The 18,063-nt window shown below is 60.6% G+C and carries 17 protein-coding genes and 1 pseudogene; 4 read left to right on the forward strand and 14 right to left on the reverse strand.

All coding sequences use genetic code 11. The features are described from left to right. Window positions 1-366: 366 nt before the first annotated feature. The 11 genes from M0D69_RS40245 to M0D69_RS40295 form a co-directional block, all read right to left on the reverse strand. Complete coding sequence (locus tag M0D69_RS40245; RefSeq protein WP_301787372.1) at window positions 367-1,221, reverse strand: DUF1989 domain-containing protein; 855 nt, start codon at window positions 1,219-1,221, stop codon at window positions 367-369. A gap of 84 nt (window positions 1,222-1,305) precedes the next feature. After that, window positions 1,306-1,968 carry a GntR family transcriptional regulator gene (locus M0D69_RS40250; RefSeq protein WP_301787373.1) on the reverse strand — a complete coding sequence of 221 codons (663 nt, stop codon included), beginning with the start codon at window positions 1,966-1,968 and terminating at the stop codon, window positions 1,306-1,308. A gap of 23 nt (window positions 1,969-1,991) precedes the next feature. Beyond that, window positions 1,992-3,503, reverse strand: coding sequence for an amino acid ABC transporter permease/ATP-binding protein (locus tag M0D69_RS40255; RefSeq protein ID WP_301787374.1), 1,512 nt, complete (start codon window positions 3,501-3,503; stop codon window positions 1,992-1,994). A 68-nt stretch (window positions 3,504-3,571) separates the two neighbouring features. After that, window positions 3,572-4,435, reverse strand: coding sequence for an ABC transporter substrate-binding protein (locus M0D69_RS40260; protein ID WP_301787375.1), 864 nt, complete (start codon window positions 4,433-4,435; stop codon window positions 3,572-3,574). 297 nt (window positions 4,436-4,732) lie between these two features. Further along, the gene (locus M0D69_RS40265; protein ID WP_301787376.1) at window positions 4,733-5,404 is read right to left on the reverse strand and encodes an urea carboxylase-associated family protein; all 672 of its coding nucleotides are present in this window, start codon (window positions 5,402-5,404) and stop codon (window positions 4,733-4,735) included. Beyond that, window positions 5,401-6,192 (reverse strand): amino acid ABC transporter ATP-binding protein, encoded by a 792-nt coding sequence (locus M0D69_RS40270; protein WP_301787377.1) that lies wholly within the window; start codon window positions 6,190-6,192, stop codon window positions 5,401-5,403. Before M0D69_RS40270 ends, M0D69_RS40265 begins: the two co-directional genes overlap by 4 nt. Window positions 6,193-6,202: 10 nt before the next feature. Further along, window positions 6,203-6,877 (reverse strand): amino acid ABC transporter permease, encoded by a 675-nt coding sequence (locus tag M0D69_RS40275; protein ID WP_301787378.1) that lies wholly within the window; start codon window positions 6,875-6,877, stop codon window positions 6,203-6,205. Then, a complete protein-coding gene (locus tag M0D69_RS40280) occupies window positions 6,874-7,548 on the reverse strand; it encodes an amino acid ABC transporter permease (protein ID WP_301787379.1) in 675 nt (224 codons plus the stop codon). Before M0D69_RS40280 ends, M0D69_RS40275 begins: the two co-directional genes overlap by 4 nt. Window positions 7,549-7,566: 18 nt before the next feature. After that, the gene (locus M0D69_RS40285; RefSeq protein WP_301787380.1) at window positions 7,567-8,202 is read right to left on the reverse strand and encodes an urea carboxylase-associated family protein; all 636 of its coding nucleotides are present in this window, start codon (window positions 8,200-8,202) and stop codon (window positions 7,567-7,569) included. A 12-nt stretch (window positions 8,203-8,214) separates the two neighbouring features. Beyond that, a complete protein-coding gene (locus M0D69_RS40290) occupies window positions 8,215-8,850 on the reverse strand; it encodes an urea carboxylase-associated family protein (RefSeq protein WP_301787381.1) in 636 nt (211 codons plus the stop codon). Window position 8,851: 1 nt separating this feature from the next. Further along, window positions 8,852-9,700, reverse strand: coding sequence for a transporter substrate-binding domain-containing protein (locus M0D69_RS40295; RefSeq protein WP_301787382.1), 849 nt, complete (start codon window positions 9,698-9,700; stop codon window positions 8,852-8,854). A gap of 297 nt (window positions 9,701-9,997) precedes the next feature. On the opposite strand from M0D69_RS40295, the gene M0D69_RS40300 reads away from it, so the two are divergent. Beyond that, a complete protein-coding gene (locus M0D69_RS40300) occupies window positions 9,998-10,876 on the forward strand; it encodes a MurR/RpiR family transcriptional regulator (RefSeq protein ID WP_301787383.1) in 879 nt (292 codons plus the stop codon). Between the two features lie 90 nt (window positions 10,877-10,966). Here the strand turns inward: M0D69_RS40300 and M0D69_RS40305 are convergent, their stop codons facing one another. After that, window positions 10,967-11,578, reverse strand: coding sequence for a ProQ/FinO family protein (locus M0D69_RS40305; protein WP_301787384.1), 612 nt, complete (start codon window positions 11,576-11,578; stop codon window positions 10,967-10,969). A gap of 228 nt (window positions 11,579-11,806) precedes the next feature. Then, the gene (locus M0D69_RS40310) at window positions 11,807-12,388 is read right to left on the reverse strand and encodes a DJ-1/PfpI family protein (RefSeq protein ID WP_301787385.1); all 582 of its coding nucleotides are present in this window, start codon (window positions 12,386-12,388) and stop codon (window positions 11,807-11,809) included. A gap of 289 nt (window positions 12,389-12,677) precedes the next feature. Here M0D69_RS40310 and mnmD point away from each other — a divergent pair. The 3 genes and pseudogenes from mnmD to M0D69_RS40325 all read left to right on the forward strand — a co-directional run. Beyond that, a pseudogene (gene mnmD, locus M0D69_RS40315) lies at window positions 12,678-13,382 on the forward strand (tRNA (5-methylaminomethyl-2-thiouridine)(34)-methyltransferase MnmD); the annotation flags it as partial. A gap of 348 nt (window positions 13,383-13,730) precedes the next feature. Continuing rightward, window positions 13,731-15,038, forward strand: a complete 1,308-nt coding sequence (locus M0D69_RS40320; RefSeq protein WP_301787386.1) for an MFS transporter — start codon at window positions 13,731-13,733, stop codon at window positions 15,036-15,038. A 135-nt stretch (window positions 15,039-15,173) separates the two neighbouring features. Next, entirely contained in the window at window positions 15,174-16,940 is a 1,767-nt protein-coding gene (locus M0D69_RS40325) for an IlvD/Edd family dehydratase (protein ID WP_301787387.1), read from the forward strand. An 18-nt stretch (window positions 16,941-16,958) separates the two neighbouring features. Here the strand turns inward: M0D69_RS40325 and M0D69_RS40330 are convergent, their stop codons facing one another. After that, a complete protein-coding gene (locus M0D69_RS40330) occupies window positions 16,959-17,879 on the reverse strand; it encodes a LysR family transcriptional regulator (RefSeq protein WP_301787388.1) in 921 nt (306 codons plus the stop codon). Window positions 17,880-18,063: the final 184 nt, after the last annotated feature.

Genomic DNA, 18,063 nt, shown 5'->3' on the forward strand with positions numbered 1-18,063 from the left:
AGTCACTGGTGGCGAAGCGTGTGGGTATCGGTGTTCGGAGGGGTCGGGGTTCAAACATCTTTCAGTCTGGCGAGCACCGTGCTATCAGGTGCCAGAAACTGGGGCCTGCACGCTAGGGACACTAACTCGCTGATTGTTGGGAGGCGTTTTCTTTGCTTCTGTTTCTTTTTCGGGAGACCACTGAGCCTGAAAGCAGCAACCCGGCATTGACCCTCGACCACTACGCCCGAAAACCCCGTGCAACCCGACCCCGACCACTAACCCCGAAAACCCCGTCCAACCCAGCACCACTCCCGACCGAGTGCGAACGAAAACCCCGTCCGAACCCACCCCCACAATACCCGCGCACCGAGCCGCCGATCGCTCTCAGCAACAGCCTCCGCGGCCGGATGCATCGAGTCTCATTCCGTGCAGGCCGCGATAAGGCGGCACCTCCGGCGAACCCCATCCATCGAGCATCCGGGGCGCGAGCTGATATACTTCGACACCCAAGGGCCGGCAAACTTCGAGCGGGTCTCGCGCGTCGGGACCCCACATCGGCAACGACAGGTCTCCCCCAGGACAGGTCGACAGCGCGCAAAGCAGATCGATCTCCGCGAAGAACTCCAGGTAGTCCCCTTTCTTCGCCGGACAGGCCTTCATGAAGTACTGATCGTTCAGATTGAGCCCTGTGCACTGGAACACATTTAGTACGTCGTGCACATCGAATTCGGTAAGACCGTGCGGTGCGATCGCGCGTGTCAGGTTCGAATGGCAATGGAAATCGAAATCTTCGCCGGTCAGCATCCGGTTCACATACGGATCGCAGCGCGTACCCAGCAGGTCGTGAACGCGTCCGCCATGTTCATCGATTCCGTAACCGGCGAGGGTGTCGTCGGTGATCGTCACAAGCGGCCGGAGATAAGGCAGGGTCGACCACAGGCGGTCGAACGTGCTGACATGCGCCTGCTGCAACTGACGCGTACGGGACGCCCAGAAGCGTTCGCGCGGATTATGCTGATTCCAGATGTTGAGGTCCGCGACCTGCGGCCCTTCAATGGCCACGATCCGGAACACGTGTCCAGCCGGCACTTTCCACGCGTAGCCCGAGCGGATCGGTACCACGGCCGAATCCACAAGGGTGCGGGTGTCATGTGCCGATGCAATGCGCGAATAGAAATCGCGATTGACTTCGAGCGCGGAACCCTGGGTTACCTGATAAGCGGCAGGGTAGTTCAACATGGTTGTTCATCTCCTGAATGGGTTGACGTGAGGCACGTAGCCTCGTTCGCAATAGAACGCAAAAGGACACTAGAAAGAAGCGCTTCAAAGAAGATCGATCAGTGCTTCTTCCGAGCGGTCCAGGTAGTCGGAAAGTTTCTTGCTTGCACGCTTGTATTCCCCGGCCACGATCAGATCGTAGAGTGCGCGATCGCGCTCGATCCATGGCAACTGGAAGCGTCGTTCGTCGGGTGCGGCGGAGAACAGCAAGCGCAACTGCGCGAGAATCGTGCGGAAGAATTGATCGAGCAGCGCGCTGCCGATCATCTCCACAATGTGCTGATGAAACCGGAGGCTATGCGTGCCCACACTTCGCCAGTCTTCCTGCGACGCGGCTTGTGTAGCCGCATCGCAGGCCGCTGCCATGGCGTGCAGAACGGCCGGATCGGGCGTACCCGGCAACGCGAGCGCCTGTAATTCCAGTGTGCGCCGGACACGAAAGATGTCGCGTACATCGGTGCGGCTGAGCGTGCGCACCACCACGCCGCGATGCCGATAATGCACCGCCAAGCCTTCACGACAAATTTGCCGCAGCGCCTCGCGCAGCGTATTGCGCGACACGTCGTAAGCCTTTGTAAGCTCGGCTTCGGTGAGAGCCGTGCCCGGAGGCAGGTCGCCGCAAATGATCTTGTCGCGGATCTGCGTGACGATGCGCTCGGTCACGGACTCTTCTTCAATGTGCTCGGTTACGGTCTTTTTTGGGGGCATGCGGGAGTCGGAAACGGATCTGGTCATGCGAGCTGGAGGTCTTTAAGAAAGTGCGCGACGCGGGAATCCTTGTCGAACGCCGTCATGACGCGAGGCGCGGCGTCCGCCACGATCGAGCCATTCTCCAGGAAGATTATCCGATCCGAGATGCGGAATGCGAAATTGATTTCGTGCGTGACGATCACCATCGTCATGCCTTCACGCGCAAGCTGCTCGATCACTTTCAGGACCTCGGCCACCAGTTCGGGATCGAGCGCGGAGGTCGGTTCGTCGAAGAGGACGATTGAGGGTTTCATCGCCAACGCCCGCGCAATCGCCACCCGTTGCTGCTGGCCGCCGGAGAGCTGGTGCGGATACTTATGCGCATGAGCGGCCATTCCCACCTTCGCCAGCATCTCCATGCCGAGCGCGCGCAATTCGGCCCGTGAGCCACGTTCGTGATAGCGCGGCGCCAGCGTCACATTGTCGAGCACGCTGCGATGCGGAAACAGGTTGAAGCTCTGGAACACCATGCCGATATCGACAATGCCGCGCATATGCTCGCGATGCGACACGGCCCGCCGCGCCTTGCTTGCGCCGCATTGGAACAGTTTGCCGTGCAGCACGATCTCGCCGTCGTCGAGCGGCTCCAGACCGTTGAGCGTGCGGATCAGCGAAGTCTTGCCCGAACCGGACGGCCCGATTACAGATATCACTTCACCCGCTTGCACCTTGAGGTCGACGCCCTTCAGCACTTCATGCACGCCATAGTTCTTGCGCAAGCCCACCGCTTCCAGCGCGACGCGGCCGGTCTTTTCGACTTGCGCCGCCGGTGCGGTAGCGAGCGTGGCCGGTTCCACCTGACTAAACGCCACGGGCTCCCTGCGCGCAACATCCAGCCGCTGTTCCAGCATCTTCAGCGCGTACCCGACCACCGTCACGATCAGCACGTAGTAGAACGAGACGGCGAGCATCGTCTCCAGGACCTTGAAGTTCTGCGTGTAGAGGCGCTCGCCCACGAGCAGAATCTCGGCGAGCGAGATTACGGACACGAGCGACGTGAGTTTGACGATGGTGATGTATTCGTTGACGAGCGACGGCAAGGCCACGCGAAACGCCTGCGGCACTACCACGAGCCGTTGCAGGCCGAGGTATCTCAGCCCGAGCGCGCGGCCCGCTTCGAACTGGCCCCGGCCGATGGAGAGCAGGCCGCCCCGGTGAATCTCGGCTATATAGGCGGCTTCGCTGATCGATAGCGCAATCAAGCCTGCCCAGAAGGGATCGGCGAGCACCACGCTCGATGCAGGGAACACTTGTGGGAGGTTGTACACGAAGATCAGCAGTACCAGCAGCGGCAGGCTGCGAAACAGCCAGATGTACGTGGAACTTACCGTGCGCAATGGTGCGATGCGCGATTGCTTGCCGAGCGCGAGCAAAAAGCCGGCTACGATCCCGATGATCCACGTAGCGATGCTCAACTCGACCACGCTCCAGGATGCGCTCCAGAACGCCTTGTCGGCGAGTAGTGACAGGGCGTAGTGCCAGTCGAAAATCATTAAACTTTCTCCGCAGGGCGACGCAGCCGTTCAAAGCGCGCTGCGAGGCCCGTGACTGGTCCGAGATCTTAGTTGGCTGCGCCGAGCGCTTGCGCGATCTCCGCGCTGGTCGGTTCGGCGACGTTGTAGCGCTTGAGCAGCGTTGCGTACTCGCCATCATGCTTCATCGTGTCGAGTGCGCCTTTTACCGCCGCGAGCAACGCCGGATCGCTCTTGGCTATCCCCAGGCCCACAACCACCGGGAAGAGCGGCGTAGTCGACGTAATCGCGAGACGGCCACCCATCTTGTCGACGGTCATTTTCGCAACGGCCGAGTCCTCGAACTGCGCATCGACGGCGTGCGCGAGCAGCGCCTGGGAAGCCTGCGGCGAGGTCTCGAACTCGCGTACATCGATGGGAGTCAAACCCTTCGGTATACAGGTATCCTGACTAACTTTCGCCAGCTTCGGAATCCATGAGGCGCCCTTGATCGAACTCACGCGTTTGCCGCACAGCGCCTCGGGCGTGGCGGGACTGAAGCCGCTGCCGGTCAGCGCAAGGAGTGAGCCGCCGGTCTTGAAGTAGGGCACGAAATCGATCTGTTTTGCGCGCTCGGGCGTGACGTACAACGCGGACGCGATGACGTCGATACGCTTCGCGTTGACCCCGAGAATCAGGTTCGCGAAACGGGTGTCGACGAAAAGCGGCTTGAGTTGCAAGTGCGACGCGAGGGTCTTCATGAAATCAGGATCGAGTCCGGCGGGCGTTTCGCCATCCATGAACGCGTAAGGGGGATAGGTCAGGTCGGAGCCAATGGTGAGCGTGCCCGCGACAATGGTGGGCGGCGCCTGCGTGGCGGCGTTCGCCGCGGTCTGAAGGACCAGCAGCATCAAACCCGTGACCCCGGCAATCAGGGCGCGACGGGGCGAGAAAGACGGACGATATGGTTGCATTGACGTTCCCTTTCTGTAGAAAGAACCGCTTTCGGCGGCCTATATTGTTGAACAATGTGTGAACTGTTGTTCAACAAAATAAGGATGTCAAGATTTTATAAAGATGCGGCGACAGGGCGCCGACAACAAGCCATAACCGGTTTTTTTAAGTGCGGCGATGGATTGAGCGCGAAACGCCAGAACATCAAGACGGGCGGGGAGCGATGGGAAATGTGACTAAGAGTCTGGCGCGCGGCCGGCGCGCTTGAATTACCGGCCGTTCTTGGCTTGCATTTGAAATGCCGCCGTGCAAATCGTCTAACTGGCCTCCGGTACCCATGTCCGGGTCCCTTCAATCGGCCAGCTCGCGTCGGATAGCACGACGATGTCGACCGGCTTGGGCGTGTTGTCGCCCTGGCCCTGTATTTTCACGATGTCCTGGGGACAAGCCGAGAACGCAACAAAGCAGTCCATCTCGGCTCGCAGAGTGATGTAGTCGCCAGGCTGCGTCACCGTGGGCAGCGTGTGAAGCGTGATGCCGTCGGGTTGAACGCGTATGTTCATAAAGATATTGAACGATGCGAGGTTGGGACGCGGCGGCGTGACGCCCAGTTCGAACATGCCTTCGAACATGTTGTCGCAGCAATTGCGATGGTAGCCGCGCACGCCCAGCAGCTCGTAACGCTTGCGGTCGCATGCGGCCATGAAGGTATCGTGCACGCCGGGCGTGGTGTCCTCGACCACCGTCAGGACAGGATGACGTTCGTTGGTCACGAACGTGTCGCCCACCACGGGATTGAGACGCTGGTTCCAGACCCGCGTGGTTTCCATGCACATGTATTCGTTCAGGTTGTAGGCGTTCCATGCCCAGCAGTCGACGACCTGCGTTCCATGTGTATTGACGACACGGACTGCTTGTCCGGCGCTGAGGCGGACAGCCTTGCCGTGACCGGCGGGCACTTCGATGCTGCGATGAGGTGAAGTTGTCATGAGCGTGAGGGTGTGGGGTTAAAGCGGAAAAGGAACTGGCGTAGCCGGTCCGAAGAAGGGTTGTCGAATAGTTGAGTGGGCGGTCCTTCTTCGACAATCCGGCCGCCGTCCATGAAGACGGTGCGGTCGGACACCTCGCGTGCGAACCCGATCTCGTGGGTGACCACGATCATCGTTGTGGACCTTGCGGCAAGTCCGCGCATCACGGCCAGCACTTCGCCCACGAGTTCGGGATCGAGCGCGCTGGTAGGTTCGTCGAAGAGGATCACCTCGGGGTCCATCGCGAGCGTGCGGGCAATGCCCACGCGCTGCTGCTGGCCGCCTGACAGACTGGCCGGATAAGCGCCGCGCTTGGCTTCGAGCCCGACCTGCCGCAAGGCTTCGAAGGCGGCGTCGCTGGCGGCGAGGCGCGGCATGCGCTTCACTGACATCAACCCTTCCATCACGTTCTCGAGCACCGTCATGTGCGGCCATAAGTTGAAGCTCTGAAACACCATGCCGATACGGCTGCGTTGGCGGCGGATCTCACTTTCGGGAAGCGGGCCCTGCCGTCCACCGCCGCGCATGCCGATCCTCTCGTCTCCTATCCATACCGATCCCGCATCGGGCGGCGAGAGCCAGTTCAGGCAACGCAGCAGTGTCGACTTGCCCGACCCTGATGGACCGAGCACGCAGACTACTTCTCCCCGCATGACGGTCAGGCTGACGCCATCGAGTATGCGATTCGAACCAAACGACTTGACGACATTCAAGGCTCTTATCGCAACGGGTTTTGGGGTTTCGATCATCGGTTGGTTTTCATCGTAGGAGCGCGTTCAGGTGAGCGCGCCCGAGACGTTGTTCCCACAAGCGGGTCGAGAAAGTGACAAGCGAAGTCACTGCCCAGTACACGAGCGCCACGACGAAATAGACTTCGAGCGGTGCATAGGTAGTGGAGACCACTTCTTTCGCGGCGAACATGAACTCGTGCACTGAGATCACGGATAACAATGCCGAGTCCTTGATAAGACCGATGAGCAGACCTGTCATGGTCGGCAACAGAAGCGGCAACGCCTGTGGCACCACGATCTTGCGGGTGATGGCGATAGGCGCCATGCCGATCGCGATGCCCGCCTCGATGGTCCCCGCTGGCACCGCCGTCACGGCCGCGTTGATCGCCTCGGCGACATAAGGCGCGTAATAGATCGCGAGCGTCGCGACACCGACGAATCGTGCGGGAAGCAGGACGCCGAAGTCGGGCAGCACGAAGAACATGACATAGAGCAATACCAGCAGCGGCAATCCGAGCGTGACAGCGGTATAGGTCTTGATGATCGAGACGAGCAGACGGCCGCCGCGCCGCTGGCCGATTACCAGCGCGATGCCAAGCACAATCGCAGTCGTGCAGCTCGCGATGCAAAGCCACACGGTGCTGCCGAATCCACTCGCAAGGCTCGTCCAGTAACCGGTCAGAACGCTCAGGTCGAACTTCATGACGCGACTCCCGCGCTGAGCCGCCGCGTGGCGATGGAGCGCCCAGTGCGGCGTGCCAGATGAATCACTGGCAAGGCCACCGCGAGGTAACCGATGCTGACTAGCAGCATCACCTGCGTGGACGTATAGGTTCGCGCGATCACCATCTGCCCCGCATAGGTGAGTTCCGTTACGGCGACGACCGATGCAAGCGGTGTGGTCTTCAGCAGGATCGTGAATTCGTTGATCAATGCGGGAAGACTCGCGCTCAGCACTTGAGGCAGGGCGATGCGACTCCAGATACGCCATCGCGGCATGCCGAGCGCGACGGCCGCTTCGACTTGTCCCGCCGTCACCACACGCAGATTGCCGCGCAAAATCTCCGCCGTGTACGCGCCACTGTTCAAACCGAGCGCAAGCGCGGCAGCCAGCATCGGCTTGCCGCCGAGTCCTACCAGAGGCAATGCGAAGAACAGCACGAACAATTGCACGAGCGACGGCGTGCCGCGCATGAAGCTGATATAGAGCCGTGCACCCCAGCGTAGCGGCGCGTGCCGGCTGAGTTGCAGCGCGAGCGCCAAGTGGCCGAAGACGAGACTTCCCGCCGCGCCGAGCAGCGTCAGTTCCAAAGTCAGCAGCCAGCCGTCGATCAAAAAGGGCAGGCTGCGGATGACTTGCGGATCGAACCCCATGGATGCGTTTTCCCGGACTCAGAGATCGTCGAGTTCTTCAGCGGCCGAGAGCTCGAGCGCACCCGGCACGTCGTTACCCTGAATCCCCGTACAGCAAGCTGAGACGATGAACACTGTGTCCATCACTACCCGGCAGGCGATAAAATCGCCTTCGCGCGTCACATTGGGAAGCGGTTCGATACGGCCGTCCTGATGCAGTGCGACGTTCATGAAGAGATTGATCGGGTCGGGCAGCTTGGGCGGCGTCAGTCCGCACGACTCGATGACCGCGCTGACCGATTCCACGCAACCGGTCTGCCCCGCATAACCCTTCTCGCGCAGGAATGCATTGGTCGAGGCGGGCAGCAACAGGTCATGCCTGCCGCTCGTATCCTTGCCGAGCACCATCATCGCGCGACGGCGATTCGTGACAATGCGCATGCCGGCTTGCAGCACATATGAGTTGCTGAACACGCGGGTGTGATGCACCGACATGAACACGTCCGGATTGTCGTGGCTGAAGCCGAACATCGACGCTACTGCGCCGCGCGCTTTCGCTTCAATACGAAGAATCTGTCCTCGCTTTACGTCGATCGCCCGGCTTTCACCGGCGGGAACAGCGACTCTCACCGGCGCCAGCGGCGTGCGCGTCGGCGTGTCTTTCAATAGCAGCATGTTGTGGCTCGTTCAGGCGTCGCCGCCGGCGGCGTGCGTTGCGGGATGGATGTCGATGCGGATGTCGGTCACCTTCAGCCCGTTCCCGGGGATGATGTCCTGCGGGCACGACGAGACCGCGCAGATCAGATCCTCGAGCACCTCGAACGAGATGAAGTCGCCGGGCTTGCTAGTCGGATCGGTGACCTTCATGCGGCCGTCCGCCGTTACCGGACCATTCTGAAACAGGTTGAACGGTTCCGGCACGTCGGAAGGCGAGATGCCGTAAAGCGAGAGGCCTGCATGCATGTTGTCCAGGCAGTTGCGGTGACCTTCGACGTTGAAGTCGACCGTGAAGCGAGTGTCGTCGCAGGCGGGCACGTTGGCGTCGTGAATGCCGACCGTATCTTCCAGCACGCGAATCAGCGGGCGGCCAAGCGATGAGTACAGCGCATCGCCCACCGCGAAGAAAAGCGTGCCCAGTTGTCTGCGCGTGTGAGTGGGCGAGAGTTTCTCGGCCGGATCGCTCGCGACCACCGCGACGAAATCGGCGGCCTGCTGGCCGTCGACATCGATGATCGAAAGGCGCTGGCCTGCTTTGACTTCGAACGTGCGTCCATGTCCTGCTTTCGCAATCAGTGTTTCGGGCTGGCTTGTCATGGCGCTCATGTCACTGTGCCGGGATGAAGTCGCTCGATGGCGTGTCGAAGGTCACACCGAGATTCGCTTTCTGCAGCTTCGCGAGTTCGCCCGACTTTTTCATGGCAACAATCTGGTCGCTGATGGCCTTGTTCAGACGCGTGTCGTCCGGGCGCGTTGCCCAGGCGATCCATTGAGACGGTCCGAGTTCGCCGGTCTGTTTGACCTTGCCGGGATTCTGCTTGACGACGCTCGCGAGCACGGTGAGGTCGTCGAACACGAAGTCGGCGCGTCGCGTCATGAGCGCGGCGACTGTTTGGTCGACGCTATCGACGGTCAGCACCTGAATGGGCGCGAGGCCCTTCGCCGTGAGCGTTTCGTTGAATGATTTAAGTATTTGCTCAGGTGTGCTTGCGCTCTTCACTGCCGCTGTGAGACCGGCAAGGGACTCGATCGTTGCCTTCTGCGGGATCTTCGTGAAGTCCGCGCGAACGAGTGCGCCATTCACGGTCTTGCTGACCGGGGAGGTGTACGAGAGGCGCTTGGCGCGCTCGGCGGTGACGTTGAGCGCGGAGCCTTCCATGTCGAACGAATGAGCGAGCAGGCCGGGGATGATGCCGCTGAACGCCATGCGCTGGTATTCGATTGTCACGCCGAGATGCTTCGCAACCGCTGCCATGATCGCGGGATCGTAGCCGACAATCTTGTCATTGGCGTCCGTGTATTCGTAGGGTGCGAATGTCGGATCGATTGCGACGATCATCTTGCCGCGGCTCTTGATGTCGTCGAGTGTGTCGGCTGCGGCCGTCATTGCGTGCATCAGCGTGACGGCTGCAACCAGCAAGAACGGGGCAACGAGTTTGGTACGGTGCTTGAACATCTGTCCTGACTCCGTGAATGATTGATCATGACTGCGGCTGTCATCACGTCATTGCACGATCCATACCAAGCGCGGTTTACGGTCCTCTTGTTTCTGGACGATACGCTGTGAAACGTATGTTTCTAAACGATGTGCATGGAAATTTAAGTTTCTCGGTAGCGGCAGCCAGCCTATAATCGGCGCTTGAATGCCGTGGGTGGACCGCACTGCATGAGTGCGATTCATCGGCGGTGCACTCAAAGGGTGCCCGGATCGCACCATCTCGCACGGACCTCAACTGCCACTATTCACTCTCAGATGCCAGCAGCCCAGACCAGGAAGGAAAAACGCCGGCCGGCGTCAATAGAAAGCCGAATCAGCGAGTGCTACGACGAACTCTCCGAGATCGACCAGCGGCTCGCCGACGTCATCCTTAGCGCGCCCGGGCAGCTCGCCATGCAGACGGCAACCGAACTGGCGACGAGCGCGCAGGTGTCGAAGGCGACCGCCACGCGGTTTTTCCAGAAGCTCGGTTATGCATCGTATGAAGACGCGCGCGCCATCGCGCGCACGGCGCAGTTAAGCGGCTCTCCGCTCTACCTGCAGCAGCGCGAGCGCAAGAGCAGCAAGCTCGACGATGTGATCCAGGCTCATCTGGAGCACGAGATGAGCAATCTCGCCAGCACCTATCGTTCGCTCGACACGACGGTACTCGCGGAAGTCGTGGACAAGCTGTCCCAGGCGCGCCAGGTGGTGATCCTTGGCTACAGGCACAGCCACACGATTGCGATGATGATTCGTCGCGAACTCATTCAGGTTCGGGCGAATGTGGTCGTGCTGCCCGCGCCCGGCGACACGTTGGCGGAATATCTGGGCGATCTGACGCCCGACGATGTCGCGATCAATATTGGTTTTCGGCGCCGGGTTCCCGCTGTTTCGTTGGCGGCCGCGGTGCTCGCCGATGCGAAGGTGCCGACGCTCTATCTCTCTGACGTCATCGCGGGAAAGCCCGCTCGCCTGTCGAACTGGGTCATCCGCTGTCATACAGACGGCATGATGCTGTTCGATAGCGTGGTTGGCGTGTCGGGGCTTGTTAACCTGATCTGCTCACTTGTGGCTGAGCGGCTGGTCGGGAACGGAGAGAGGCACCTGCAGAAGGTGGAAATACTTCATCAGGCATTGCGGGAACTCGAATGACGCGGACGGCACGGGGCGGGTGCTTAATCACCTGATGGCGCGAAGGAGAGGCGCGTCACTCGGGACCGCAAACCTCTCACTTCGTACGTCTCACTCGCCTATCTTCTCCGGAACCGGTGGCTTCTCTGGAACCGCCGCCTTCTCCGGAACCGCGGCCTTCGACGCGACTCTCGCCAGGCGGCCTTCTTCCAGCTTTAACGCGCGGACCCCGTCTTCCGGCGACACGCGGCCGGCTTCCTCACCCGAAAGATCGACGCGAACCGCGCCTGCGACCATCGACGTCCAGTAACGGCTGCCGCGGCACCAGATCTTGATCGCGGCGCGCAACTCTGTCTCGCTCAGCGCCAACTCTGTAGCCTGGGCGAGAAGATCCTCGAAAATACCGATCTTGAGCGGCACCTTCGGCGACGGATTTTTCGGGAATGCTTTAGGAAACCGTTTTTGCAGCTTCCCGATGGTCAGCACCACCGGATCCACCGGTTTCGACTTGACCACGACAGGAGCGGGCCGGGCAGCGGCGGGCCGGGGGGCCGCGGGTCGCGTATCAACAGGCCGGGCACCCGTAGGTCGGGTGTCGGCAGGCCGGGGCACGCGCGGCGGCTTGGCGACGGGTTTAGCGTGCTTAGGCTTGGCCTGCGCACGTTTCGCCTGTTGCTCTTTAGCGAGTTGCTCTTTCAATTCAGCGAGCTGTTCAAAGCCCATAGCACATAACCAGGCAGATAAAACGTCGATTCTAGCAGTCCGCCGCGCCCGGCGTTCTCCTTGCCGGTCGGGCGGGACAATCTTCACACAACTGCAACAACCGGCGGACGCCGGAAATCGGCCGCCGGCCGCCGATAATCACCGTGTCGGTACCGACACGCATCCAGCACATGACGACCCTCTCACAGCTCCAAATTCCGCTCCGGAAGCGTCGTCTCATGAGACCGCTCAGAGCGAGATTTCGGTTCCAAGCCGCGCGAGGAACTGACCCAGCCATTGCGGATGAGCGGGCCATGCAGGGGCCGTGATGAAATTGCCATCGGTGACCGCGCTATCCACTTCGATGTCCGCGTAGTCCGCACCCGCCAACCTGACTTCCGGCGCGCAAGCGGGGTAGGCGGAAATCCGCTTGCCGCGAATCACATCCGCTGCCGCCAGCAACTGAGCGCCGTGACAAACGGCGGCAATCGGTTTTTCGGCGGAAGCGAACTGCCGTACGATTTCGATCACCCGTTTGTTCAGGCGCAGATATTCCGGCGCACGGCCGCCGGCGATCATCAACGCGTCGTAACCGTTGACATCGACGTCATCGAAGTTCGCGTTCAGCGCAAACAGATGACCCGGCTTTTCCGTGTAGGTCTGGTCACCCTCGAAGTCGTGAATCGCGGTCTTGATCTTGTCGCCGCTCTTCTTGCCAGGGCACACGGCGTGCACCGTATGACCGACCATTTGCAGCGCCTGGAAAGGCACCATCGTTTCATAGTCTTCAGCAAAATCGCCGGTCAGAAATAAGATTTTCTTGGCTGCCATCTTGTTCTCCTGTCAAAGACAATCACGCTCGAACGCGGCCCGGTCGAACCGGAACCATCTTGTTCATCTTAGCTTGTCTTCATTGCAAGTCGAGATTGTGACTACCCGGACAAACTCGTTATCGATATCAAGGCAGAGATCACGGCAAGCAGCGGCTTTTATCAGCCGCGGCACATTTATCGCATCAGGCCAGCTGTTTTTGCTAACGTTCTGAACCTTCGCCGCACCGCGCAATAATGACGCAGTCCTGGCCCAATACAGCACGGCTTTCCCGAGTATCCGACCCTGCATGACTGATCCGCTGATTCCCGCCACGCTCGCGTTTCGCCCTAATGGCTCGCCGTATTCGCCTGACTATGGCGATATCTATCACAGCATCGTGGGCAGTCTTGCCCAGTCGCAATATGTGTTCTTACAGGGCAACGGCCTGCCGGGACGATGGCAGGGGTGGGGAGCATTTACTGTGCTGGAAACCGGTTTCGGCATGGGGATCAACTTTCTGACAACGTGGGCCGCATGGCGTGCCGATCCCGTGCGCTGCGAACATCTGCGTTTTGTGTCGATCGAAAAGCACCCGTTTTCGGCGGAGGATTTGCGTCGCGCATACGCGGTAACTGTGGACGATGAATCGGTCCGCGCACTTGCCGACACGCTCGCGGCTGCGTGGCCGGCGCTGGAACCCGGCACGCACCAGCTCGATTTCGACGATGGCAGGGTCACGCTGACGCTTATATTCGGCGACGCGGTGCAGGTCTTGCCCGCGCTCCGGCTGCGTGCCGACGCGTTTTATCTCGACGGTTTTGCACCGGCTAAAAACCCCGAGCTCTGGACGCCCGATATCTTCAGTTCGCTCGCCGGTCTGGCGGGTGACGACGCCACGTTTTCCACTTACACCAGCGCCGGCGATGTGAAACGCGCGCTGCTGCAAGCGGGTTTCGAATATCGCAAGGTGGCGGGTTTTGGCTGGAAACGCGCGATGCTCGTAGGTCGCTTTCCGTCGCGTTAACTCCGCGCCGCCTTGACGCTCATGATGCCCGCCAGGGCCGGAAACAGCACACCGATGGCGCCTCCGTCATTCCTCAGAACAAAAAAATTTTATCGAGTGAACAGGGAAACACGTGCTTTCCCGATGGTTTCGCGCTTGCAATACTTCGATGGGCTAGAGCCGCAATTCAAGCCTGAAGGCAATTGAATAAAGCCTTCGCCCTCTGTTGCAAAACCACCTGCGGATAAGCGTTGATCTCACAGCGCGCCAGGTCCAGAGACAAGCATCGATGAGTCGCGCAACGTCGTTCACTTCGAGACGACAGGAAGAAACGCGGGTCGAAAAAGGAGACAAGACATGATGCTTCATCCCGCCGTCCCGGCCGACGCAGGCGTTCCGTCAGCGGACGCGACCTTCCGCCGGGCGGCCTGGCGTTTCATGCCGCTTCTATTCGTCTGCTACGTGGTGGCTTACCTCGACCGTGTCAACGTTGGTTTTGCAAAGCTGCAGATGCTCAACGATCTGCACTTCAGCGAAGCGGTGTATGGCCTTGGTGCAGGGCTTTTTTTCGTCGGCTATTTCTTCTTCGAGGTGCCGAGTAACCTGCTGCTGCATCGCCTGGGCGCACGCAGTTGGATCGCACGAATCATGATCACGTGGGCGGTGCTTTCATTCGCCACGGCATGGGTGGACTCGCCGCTCATGTTCTATGTGGTGCGTTTTTTTCTCGGTGTTGCGGAAGCCGGGTTTTTCCCCGGGATGATCCTGTACCTGACGTACTGGTTCCCCTCTCATCGACGCGGTCGCATGGTCGCCGTGCTGATGGCGGGCAACCCGGTATCGGGCATGGTCGGCGGTCCTCTGTCCGGCGCGATCATGCATGCGTTTGCCGGGACGCTGGGACATGCCGGATGGCAGTGGCTTTTTATCATCGAAGCGATGCCGGCGATCGTGCTCGGCGTGGTGGTGTACTTCTTTCTCGACGATCGTGTGGCGGACGCGGCATGGCTGAGCGATGAAGAGAAGGCACACATCGCCCGAGAAATAAGTGAGGACGCGGTCGTTCGGACCCATGGCTCGGTCAAGGCCGTGTTTGCGTCGCCGCGTGTCTATCTTCTTTGCCTGATCCTGTTCGGCATCATCATGGGCTCGTACGCCATTGGCTTCTGGCAACCGACCATCATCCGCAATTCGGGTGTCAGGGACCCCTTGATGGTCGGCTTTCTCACGGTCATCCCCTATACGTGCGCATTGATATCGATGCAGCTGGTCGGACGCAGCGCGGACCGGTTGCGCGAACGCCGCTGGCACGTGAGTGGTCCGGCGCTGATCGCGGCTGCCGGGTTCTGCCTCTGCGCGTTCAGCGGTGATCAATTGTTTCCCGCGATGGTGGGCCTCACCCTGGCGACGGTCGGCGTGATCTCCGCTTTGCCGATGTTCTGGGCACTGCCCACGTCGTTTCTCGGCGGCACCGGTGCGGCGGCCGGCATCGCGTTGATCAACTCAACCGGAAACCTCGCTGGTTTCGTCAGTCCTGCCGTGATCGGCTGGCTGAAGACGGAGACCCATACGCTGTCGTCGGGACTGTACCTGGTTGCCGGCACGTTGACGCTCTCGGCGCTGCTGATCCTGAGGTTCCTGCCGGCTCGTCTGGTTAATCATTAAGCGCGAGCCGCTCGCATTTGTCTAATGACCCACACTCAGGCTTCAGGCCTTCACGGTGTCCTTGCTCCAGTTGTCACGCCGTTTCATGCGACGTTAGATGTAACCTACGAAATCTACTGAATAGGGAATTCACCAATGGCCGATCAATCCGACAAGCCGGATGACAAGCGAGCTGCGGTCTCTGCCACCGGCATGAAACGAGGCCTCACGTCTTACGGCGACCAGGACTTCTCGCTGTTCCTGCGTAAGGCGTTCATCAAGGGCGCCGGCTACACCGACAAGGCATTGAACCGGCCGGTGATCGGCATCGTCAACACGGGCAGCGCCTATAACCCTTGCCACGGGAACACGCCCCAGCTGATCGAAGCGGTGAAGCGCGGCGTGATGCTCGCGGGTGGCTTGCCGATGGACTTCCCGACCATCTCCATTCACGAAAGCTTTGCATCGCCGACGTCCATGTACCTGCGCAACCTGATGTCGATGGACACCGAGGAAATGATTCGCGCGCAGCCCATGGATGCAGTCGTCTTGATCGGCGGTTGCGACAAGACCGTGCCGGCGCAATTGATGGGTGCGGCTTCCGCGGGCATACCGGCCATCCAGCTCATCACCGGGTCCATGCTGACGGGTTCGCATCGGGGAGAGCGCGTGGGCGCATGCACCGATTGCCGTCGCTATTGGGCCAAGTTTCGCGCGACCGAGATCGACGAGGAAGAGGTCGCCGACGTCAACAACCAGCTGGTCGCAAGCGTAGGAACGTGTTCGGTGATGGGGACGGCCAGCACCATGGCCTGTGTTGCGGAAGCACTGGGCATGACGGTTCCCGGCGGCGCGTCGCCTCCCGCTGTCACGGCCGACCGGATTCGCGTGGCGGAAGAAACGGGCGCGCAAGCGGTCCGGATGGCAATCGACGGTCTCACTATAGACAAGGTTCTCACCGCGAAAGCCTTTGAAAATGCGATGCGCGTGCTGCTGGCAATCGGCGGTTCGACGAATGCGATTGTTCATCTGACGGCTATCGCCGGGCGGCTGGGCCATCGGATCGATCTGGACATGCTCGACCGGATGGGGAAGGAAACGCCGGTGCTGCTGGATCTGAAGCCGACCGGCCAGCACTACATGGAAGACTTCCACAAGGCTGGCGGCGTGGCTACGTTGCTGCGCGAACTCAAGCCGTTGCTCCATCTGGATGCGCTGACCGTCACGGGGCGTACGCTCGGGGACGAGATAGAACTGAGCGGACCCGGATACGAGCAGGATGTCGTGCGATCGTTCAGTCATCCGATCTATCCACAAGGCGGTCTCGCGGTACTGCGCGGCAATCTTGCCCCGGGCGGGGCGATCATCAAGCAATCGGCTGCCGATCCGGCATTGATGGAACATGAGGGACGTGCGGTTGTATTCGAGAACCTCGAGGACCTGGTCAATCGTATCGACGACGAAGCGCTGGACGTCACCGCGCAAGACATTCTTGTTTTGAAGAGCATTGGACCGGTCGGTGCACCTGGTATGCCCGAAGCGGGGTATATCCCCATTCCGCGCAAACTGGCGCGCACGGGTGTCAAGGACATGGTGCGCATCTCCGATGGCCGCATGAGCGGCACCGCATTCGGCACCATCGTTTTGCACGTCACGCCGGAAGCGGCGATCGGGGGGCCGCTCGCCCATGTTCGCAATGGTGACCGGATTCGTTTAAGCGTGGTTAACCGGGAGATTGCGCTGCTCGTGCCGGACGCTGAATTGCAACAACGCGCGCTTGATAACCCCATGCAGCGTCCGACTGCAGGTCGGGGTTACCGGAAGTTGTTTTTGCAGACCGTGACGCAAGCGGACCAGGGTGTCGACTTCGATTTCCTGCGCAGTGAAAGCCTTCAGCAAGAGAAGCAGCCGGGCGAAGAATAGTTGCTGGCGCCGCGAACTTCACCTGCTTTCTTGCTGAAGCTGAGGCTGCAGCGCTTGGTTGCTCACCGGCCGGAACAGCTCGACTGCTTCTCGCGCGAAAGCGCGGGCAAGCGATACGTGAGGGCTGTGCCGGGCGGTGACCAAACCGATGCGCCGCACGGGCGCGCGGTCGGGGAGCGCTATCCGGGCAATCGCGAGGCCGCCTGACCACATTGATGGCCAGTCCGGCAGCAGCGAAACCCCCAGGCCTTTATCGATGAGCGCGGCAATGGCGAGCAGACCGTTGATCTCGAGGCGCTGACGTGGATGAATGTTGTGATCGCGCAGATAGCGATCCACCAGTTGGCCGCCGAGCACGGAACGGTCGTAGCGGATGAACGGCTCGGTCTTCAGGAGCTCGTGCGCGTCTCGGCCTGCTAACGCTAACGGAGCGACGACCACGAGCGGTTCCTCTGTCAACGCGTGCCATTCGCAGCTCTTGGGGACGGCAAATTGCGGTTCCACGACAATTGCTACATCCAGTTCCCCTGCACCCACCTTTCGGCAGAGTTCGATGGAAGCGCCGGGTTCGACGTATATGGATGCGTGCGGGTAGGCCGCATAAACGCGCTGGAGCAGTGAGGGAAGTACGCTCACCATGGCCGAGACAAACACGCCTAGCCGGAGTTCGCCCACTTGGGCGTCGCCGTCCTGAGCGACCGCGCGCATGTCGCGCACAGCGCGCAGGACTGCTTGCGCACTTTCAAGGACCTTCACGCCTTCCGCCGTGGGCCGGACGGTTCGGCCTGAGCGCTGGATTAGCGGCGTGCCGAGGTTTTCTTCGAGGGAATGCACTCGCGCGGCAACGGCAGCGGCAGTCATGTCGAGCCGGCGTGCCGCTTCGGCAATCGAGCCGCACTCGATAACCGCGACGAAACTCTGGATGTATCGGATGTCCATGGGGTTGATTTTAGCGCCCAAGGGGGGCGTTCGCACTAGGGGTTTGGGATTTTGGGGTTTCGGGCGTAGTGGTCGGAGTTGATGCCGGGTTGCACGGGGTTTTCGGGCGTATCGGTCGGGGTCAGTGCCGGGTTGCTGCTTTCTGCGTCCGTGGCCGGTCTATTCTGGCTGTTCTCTTTATCAC

The organism is Caballeronia sp. SEWSISQ10-4 2, from assembly GCF_030464885.1.
In the GTDB taxonomy this organism is placed as follows: Bacteria; Pseudomonadota; Gammaproteobacteria; order Burkholderiales; family Burkholderiaceae; genus Caballeronia.

Bases quoted from the DNA above. Each gene is read 5' to 3' on its own strand.
- M0D69_RS40310 (WP_301787385.1), bottom strand. From the start codon at position 12,388: ATGGCAGCCAAGAAAATCTTATTTCTGACCGGCGATTTTGCTGAAGAC.
- M0D69_RS40255 (WP_301787374.1), bottom strand. From the start codon at position 3,503: ATGATTTTCGACTGGCACTACGCCCTGTCACTACTCGCCGACAAGGCG.
- M0D69_RS40285 (WP_301787380.1), bottom strand. From the start codon at position 8,202: ATGCTGCTATTGAAAGACACGCCGACGCGCACGCCGCTGGCGCCGGTG.
- M0D69_RS40270 (WP_301787377.1), bottom strand. From the start codon at position 6,192: ATGATCGAAACCCCAAAACCCGTTGCGATAAGAGCCTTGAATGTCGTC.
- M0D69_RS40260 (WP_301787375.1), bottom strand. From the start codon at position 4,435: ATGCAACCATATCGTCCGTCTTTCTCGCCCCGTCGCGCCCTGATTGCC.
- M0D69_RS40300 (WP_301787383.1), top strand. From the start codon at position 9,998: ATGCCAGCAGCCCAGACCAGGAAGGAAAAACGCCGGCCGGCGTCAATA.
- M0D69_RS40295 (WP_301787382.1), bottom strand. From the start codon at position 9,700: ATGTTCAAGCACCGTACCAAACTCGTTGCCCCGTTCTTGCTGGTTGCA.
- M0D69_RS40280 (WP_301787379.1), bottom strand. From the start codon at position 7,548: ATGGGGTTCGATCCGCAAGTCATCCGCAGCCTGCCCTTTTTGATCGAC.
- M0D69_RS40290 (WP_301787381.1), bottom strand. From the start codon at position 8,850: ATGAGCGCCATGACAAGCCAGCCCGAAACACTGATTGCGAAAGCAGGA.
- M0D69_RS40250 (WP_301787373.1), bottom strand. From the start codon at position 1,968: ATGCCCCCAAAAAAGACCGTAACCGAGCACATTGAAGAAGAGTCCGTG.
- M0D69_RS40245 (WP_301787372.1), bottom strand. From the start codon at position 1,221: ATGTTGAACTACCCTGCCGCTTATCAGGTAACCCAGGGTTCCGCGCTC.
- M0D69_RS40275 (WP_301787378.1), bottom strand. From the start codon at position 6,877: ATGAAGTTCGACCTGAGCGTTCTGACCGGTTACTGGACGAGCCTTGCG.
- M0D69_RS40330 (WP_301787388.1), bottom strand. From the start codon at position 17,879: ATGGACATCCGATACATCCAGAGTTTCGTCGCGGTTATCGAGTGCGGC.
- M0D69_RS40265 (WP_301787376.1), bottom strand. From the start codon at position 5,404: ATGACAACTTCACCTCATCGCAGCATCGAAGTGCCCGCCGGTCACGGC.
- M0D69_RS40320 (WP_301787386.1), top strand. From the start codon at position 13,731: ATGATGCTTCATCCCGCCGTCCCGGCCGACGCAGGCGTTCCGTCAGCG.
- M0D69_RS40325 (WP_301787387.1), top strand. From the start codon at position 15,174: ATGGCCGATCAATCCGACAAGCCGGATGACAAGCGAGCTGCGGTCTCT.
- M0D69_RS40305 (WP_301787384.1), bottom strand. From the start codon at position 11,578: ATGGGCTTTGAACAGCTCGCTGAATTGAAAGAGCAACTCGCTAAAGAG.